This is a genomic window from Pseudomonas sp. P4_C3 (assembly GCF_056402075.1).
Genome location: NZ_JBFUIC010000263.1, coordinates 1 through 5,742, shown reverse-complemented (window position 1 = coordinate 5,742; position 5,742 = coordinate 1). Strand labels below are relative to the sequence as shown.

5 protein-coding genes and 1 pseudogene are annotated in these 5,742 nt (G+C 54.8%); 5 read left to right on the top strand and 1 reads right to left on the bottom strand.

The annotated features are described in order from the left end of the window. The coding region (locus AC1DVH_RS25095) for a LysR substrate-binding domain-containing protein (protein WP_477756085.1) at nt 1-471 on the top strand (471 nt) is incomplete at its 5' end. A 114-nt stretch (nt 472-585) separates the two neighbouring features. Here AC1DVH_RS25095 and AC1DVH_RS25090 read toward each other — a convergent pair. Beyond that, a complete protein-coding gene (locus AC1DVH_RS25090) occupies nt 586-1,821 on the bottom strand; it encodes an aromatic ring-hydroxylating oxygenase subunit alpha (RefSeq protein ID WP_477756084.1) in 1,236 nt (411 codons plus the stop codon). 607 nt (nt 1,822-2,428) lie between these two features. On the opposite strand from AC1DVH_RS25090, the pseudogene AC1DVH_RS25085 reads away from it, so the two are divergent. From AC1DVH_RS25085 to AC1DVH_RS25070, 4 genes and pseudogenes are all read left to right on the top strand, one after another. After that, a pseudogene (locus tag AC1DVH_RS25085) lies at nt 2,429-2,572 on the top strand (GntR family transcriptional regulator); the annotation flags it as partial. Further along, complete coding sequence (locus AC1DVH_RS25080; RefSeq protein WP_477756083.1) at nt 2,569-3,480, top strand: dihydrodipicolinate synthase family protein; 912 nt, start codon at nt 2,569-2,571, stop codon at nt 3,478-3,480. The pseudogene AC1DVH_RS25085 and the gene AC1DVH_RS25080, both read left to right, overlap by 4 nt. Beyond that, nucleotides 3,473-4,990, top strand: a complete 1,518-nt coding sequence (locus AC1DVH_RS25075; RefSeq protein WP_477756082.1) for an aldehyde dehydrogenase — start codon at nt 3,473-3,475, stop codon at nt 4,988-4,990. The genes AC1DVH_RS25080 and AC1DVH_RS25075 overlap by 8 nt, the downstream gene beginning before the upstream one ends. Continuing rightward, on the top strand, nt 4,987-5,742 hold a 756-nt coding region (locus AC1DVH_RS25070), incomplete at its 3' end, for an NAD(P)/FAD-dependent oxidoreductase (protein WP_477756081.1). The genes AC1DVH_RS25075 and AC1DVH_RS25070, both read left to right, overlap by 4 nt.

The window sequence follows — 5,742 nt, the reverse complement described above, 5'->3', positions numbered from 1 at the left end:
GTTCAGGATGGTTATCGTAGTTATCCGTTGTTTCATGACGTCATCTACCCGGTGTGCACACCTCGATATAAAGAGGAGCATCCTGAGCTGTCCAGCCTGGAAGGGTTGCGCGATGGGGTTTTGCTAAATCTCAGCCCCTATGGCCGATCCCAGGTAGCGGAGCACGTCGACTGGGGCGTTTGGCTGGCCTATCACGATGTCGATATTGAAAAGCGGCCTCACGATAGCCCTCACGTTTTCAATGCAAACGACTACAACCTGGTGATAAGTATGGTTTTGACCCACCAGGGTGTAGCCCTTGGATGGAATCATCTGGTTGCGAATCTAATCGAAAACGGATCACTGGTTCGTCCAGTCGRTCAGGAAGTGGTTCTCCATGAAAGCCAGCATTATCTGACTTTCCGTGAAGACCGGGTGAGCGACGAAGCGTGTTGCCGACTACGAGACTGGATTCTCGCCCAGTTTTCCTGAGCCGTTTAGAAGATAGGAGTGCTGGCTGGGCAGTGACTCGGTTTGCGCAGAGGGGAGAGGTTTGGGTGTGCCGGTGGTGATCATTCGTGGTGCTCACCACCGGCAGTTTTGCACTTAGCCGACAGACCTTAACGGGATCGTGTCATTGAGTTGCTCAAGCATCGTTTTGCAGTACCAGTCATCAAACTGACACACACCAATTTCGCTAGCCACCGATAACGGGCCCGGCTCGTAAGCAGGGGAGCTGACCCCTACCTGTGCGCCTTCCACCAGGGTGCGATCCTGGTCATTGGTTGCAAGCCAAACCTTGGTCAGGCGATCGATGTCGTAGTCGACACCTTCCTGCGCGTCCTTCTTGACGATCCATTTTGTAGTGACCAACGTCTCGCCCGGACCGATGGGCAGAACGCGGAAGCTCAGCGCGTGATCGCCCAGAAAGTGGTTCCAGGTCGATGGGTAGTTGAAATAAAGCAGCGCACCGATGTTGGCTTCACCGGTTGTGTCCAAGCGACCGCCAACCGCAGGCTTGCCATCCATTGTGTAGCTGACGGCCCCGGAAAACAGGGGGATGCGCGTCATGCGGAAGCGACCGTCTTCGTCCATGACCAATCGGCTTGGCAGGCCTGCCGCTTCGCAGCGGTCCCAATGCTCTTTGAGTTCGAGATCCTCATCACCGCCAGCGCCGCCCACTGATGGGTTGTCGACGAATGAGTGCATCAATTCCGGGTGAGTAAAATCGCAGTGGTAACACTCGCGGTTGTTCTCGAAAACCAGTTTCCAGTTGCCTTTCTCGATGATGTTCGACTCAAACGCGACTTTGCAGTCGTCCAGGTTATGAGGCGCAACGAAAGGGGTGACGGACTTTCTGAATGAAGAAAAGTCAGGGGCGACGTCAGCGACGCACACATAGATGTAGGTTTCGACGACCTCACAATGCACGGGTTTCAAACCATGCTGAGACTTGTCGAAATCGTCCCCCATGTTCCCGGCGAAAAGCAGTCTGCCATCCAGCTCGAATGTCCATTTGTGGTAAGGGCACACCAGCTTGGCGACCTTGCCGCTTGCTTCCGGGCACACCTTGGAGCCGCGATGGCGGCAGGCGTTGTGGAATGCACGAATCTGCTTGTCTGCGCCGCGCACGATAGCGACAGGGTAATCGCCGATTTGCAGCGACAGGTACTGACCCGACTTCTCCAGCTCAAATGTGTGCCCTGCGAAGATCCAGCTTTTGTGCCAGATCTGTTCCAGATCCTGCCTGTAAACATCCGGGTCGCTATAGAGGGCACCTGGCAGCGCATGGTCAGGCTTGCGCTGCGCAACAAGATTTGAAACTGCCGATTTAGTGCTCACGGTCAACACACTCCAAAATACCAAAGGGGCGACACATTCAGCCAGCTCAGCGAGATGAGGCTAAACGGTCTTGAGTTCGCAGTACCGTCTGTGGATGCAAGACCATCAAACCGTGCTGCTTCTATCCGCGAACCGGAACGGTTTGCCACGTCCAGGAAGCGTCTTACGAAAAATGTGCCTTCTTGGATGGTGGTGCCATCCGTGCACTCATTTCGTTTCTGAGTCCTTACTAATGCAGACAATTCTTAAATGCCGATGTTTGCATCGATAGCAATATTTCTACAGTACCTTAGTCGAGCCCGGGCAAACGGATCCTAACTAATGGGACGAGTGTACAAGTGAGCTTCGCCGCCAATTCGTCGGTAGAATATCGCTGTTGTAAGACTACGACGGCAATGATGCATCAACAAGAAACATTTACTCTTATCAATGCATAAACAAATGTTATCGATTGACGTCGCGGCTCTGATGAGGGAATTTCAAGTCATTGAAAACAAAGAAAAAAGTATTTTTAATGACGAGTGAAGCATCCCTCTAGAAATGTATACGCCGGAAATACACTCTATTGACCGCCTTCTTGGCCCATGCCAGTCTGGATTCAACAGTTAACCAAAGCGCCGTCGTTTATCTCGTGTTTGAACACTGGGAACTGTCCCGTGAAAACATGGAGATTTTTATCGCGCCTCAAGGCATCAAGGCTGACGCGCTCGTTGACCTTCCACGTAACTCGCATTCGGAGCATTTATCTTGAAATTTGAAGGTATTTATACGCCAGCAGTAACTCCTTATAACTCTGATGGGGAGATTGACTGGAATGTGTACTCGGAAGTTTTGGAATCGCTGATTGAGGCGAAGGTGCACGGCATTATTATCGGCGGGTCGACCGGCGAGTATTATGCGCAGACTTCGGAAGAACGCACCGAGTTGGCGGCCTACGCCAAAGATGTGATCGGCACTCGGGTGCAACTGATCGTCAGTACCGGGGCGATTCGTACCGAAGATGCGGTTCAGTACGCCAAGGATGCCAAATCGATCAAAGCGGACGCCATTCTCGTTACGTCCCCGCCTTACGCGCTGCCAACCTCACAGGAAAACGCGATTCACGCGCTCACGATCGATCGCGCAGCGGACTTGCCGATCATGCTTTACAACTATCCGGGGCGCATGTGCGTTTCGATGGATGAAGAATATTTCACGCGTGTCAGTCAATCGAAAAACGTCGTCGCCATCAAGGAAAGTTCCGGCGACATGGGCCAGGTGCATATGCTGGCCCGGCAGTTTCCCAACATCGCCTTGTCCTGTGGATGGGACGACCAGGCCCTCGAGTTTTTTGCCTGGGGCGCCCGCAGTTGGGTGTGCGCAGGTTCCAACTTCCTGCCCAAGGAACACGTTGCGCTTTATGAAGCCTGCGTGATCGAAAAGAACTTCGACAAAGGCCGTCAAATCATGTCGGCAATGATGCCGCTGATGAATGCCCTGGACGGTGGCAAGTTCGTGCAGTCGATCAAGTACGGCTGCGAAGTTGCCGGATTGAAAGTCGGTAACGTGCGCCTGCYATTGCAGCCACTTGAAGCGGACGAAAAGCAGGGTTTCGCGTCGGTCATTACTGAACTTAAACGCAACGTAGCCAACATTACTTCGGGAGCCAGCCATGGGTGATCTTCTGAGCAAGGCCGAATATGCCGCTCTGGCTAAAGACATTTCGCTGCCATCCAACGCGTTCATCAATGGCGCGTTCAAGCCCGCGATCTCTGGCAAAACCTTCGCCACGAACAACCCGGCAACGGGTGAGTTTTTGACAGACGTCGCTGCCTGTTCGTCCGAGGATGTCGACTTTGCGGTGAGTAACGCCAAAGAGGCCTTCGAGGATGGACGCTGGAGATCGATTTCTCCCAGGGAGCGCAAAGCTGTTCTGCTGAAGTTTGCGAGCCTGCTTGAAAGCCATCAACACGAACTGGCCGTCCTCGAAAGCCTCGATAGCGGCAAGCCTGTTAGTGAGTGTCAGCTGGTCGATGTGCCGGACACCATCCACACCCTGCGTTGGCACGCGGAACTGATCGACAAGATTTATGACAACACCGCCCCGGTGGGCAGCGACGCGCTGACCATGGTCGTTCGGGAGCCGATCGGCGTGGTGGGCTGCGTGTTGCCCTGGAACTTCCCGCTGCTGATGCTGGCCTGGAAAATCGGCCCGGCGCTCGCCGCAGGATGCTCGGTCATCGTCAAACCTGCCGAACAAACGTCGCTGACCACGTTACGTGTCGCTCAGCTGGCGTTTGAAGCCGGTATACCCGCCGGTGTCCTCAACATTGTGACCGGCACGGGCAAAGAGGTCGGCGAGCCGATTGGCTTGCATAACGACGTCGACATGGTGAGCTTCACCGGCTCCACTGCGACCGGCCGCCGTTTCCTGCATTACGCAGCCGATTCGAACCTGAAACGCATCGTGCTCGAATGCGGCGGGAAAAATCCGGCGGTAGTGATGGATGATGCCGAAGACTTGGATCGTGTGGCCGAGCATGTCGTCAACGGCGCGTTCTGGAACATGGGCGAAAACTGCTCCGCGACCTCGCGCCTGATCGTCCACGCGTCTGTTAAAGACGAGCTGCTGGAGCGCATGGGCGCCTACATCCGCGAATGGAAGATGGGTGACCCACTTGATCCGCAAAACCGCGTAGGGTCGCTGGTCAGCCCAGAGCATTTCGCAAAAGTGAAGTCGTACCTTGAGCACGCCACCGCCGCAAAGCTTGAAGTTGTTTACGGTGGTGCGACCAAAGACGGTGCCTTCGTAGAGCCAACCGTGATTGACGGTGTCGGTCGAGACAACCGGCTGTTCCAGGAAGAGATCTTCGGCCCGATTCTTTCGGTGACCACCTTCAATACGATCTCTGAAGCCATTGCCCTGGCCAATGACACGGTATACGGCCTGGCGGCCTCGGTTTATACCGGCAGTCTGCGTCGGGCGATCAAGTTGTCGCGAGAAATCCGCGCCGGCATTGTCACTGTGAACTGCTTTGGTGAGGGCGATGCGTCGACGCCTTTCGGCGGCTACAAGGAATCAGGGTTCGGTGGCCGGGACAAATCCATTTTTGCCCACGACCAGTACACCGAAATCAAAACCATCTGGATCGATGTGTCTGATCGGTCGGATGAAGAGACCGAAAAATGAGCACCCATACCATCAAGCGCCTGCCGGTAGACACCGGGGTTTCAGGTTGGGAGGCGATTTCCGCACGCACTGCGCCTGTCCGCATGCTTGATGGAAACGTGACGGCGGATTGGCTGATTATCGGCGCCGGTTTTGCCGGCCTGTCCGCTGCTCGCAGACTTTCACAGTTACACCCGGGTGACAGCATTGTTGTGGTCGATGCTCATGAAGTCGCCAAGGGGCCAGCAGGCAGAAACTCTGGCTTCATGATCGATGTGCCGCACAGTCTGTCGTCCGGGGAGTACTCCGTTGCCAGTGAGTCTGCAACGGCTCTGGAAATCACGCAAAATCGTTTCGCGATTGATTTTGCTGCGCAAGCCGCACGCGAGTACGGCATGTCTGCAGACACCTTCGATCCTTCAGGGAAGATCAACGCGGCCGCCACTGAGCGGGGCTTGAAGCTGAACGTCAATTACGCCAAATCCCTTGAGCGCATTGGCGAAAAGTTCGAGATGTTTGATGCAGCGCAAATGCGTGAAATCACTGGGTCAACCTATTACCAAGGTGGGATCTATACCCCCGGCGCAGTGTTGATTCAGCCTGCGCAATACATCAGAGAACTGGCAGCGGGGCTCGAAGGGGAAATCACTCTTTATGAGCGCTCTCCAATCATTGAGTTGTCCAGGCAAGGTACCAGCTGGACTGCTCGGTCTCATAACGGGGTGGTGCGCGCACCCAAGGTCATTCTGGCGGTCAACGGCCACATTGAAGAC

Excerpts from the sequence above, each read along its gene's own strand:
- AC1DVH_RS25075 (WP_477756082.1), top strand. The coding sequence starts at position 3,473 with ATGGGTGATCTTCTGAGCAAGGCCGAATATGCCGCTCTGGCTAAAGAC.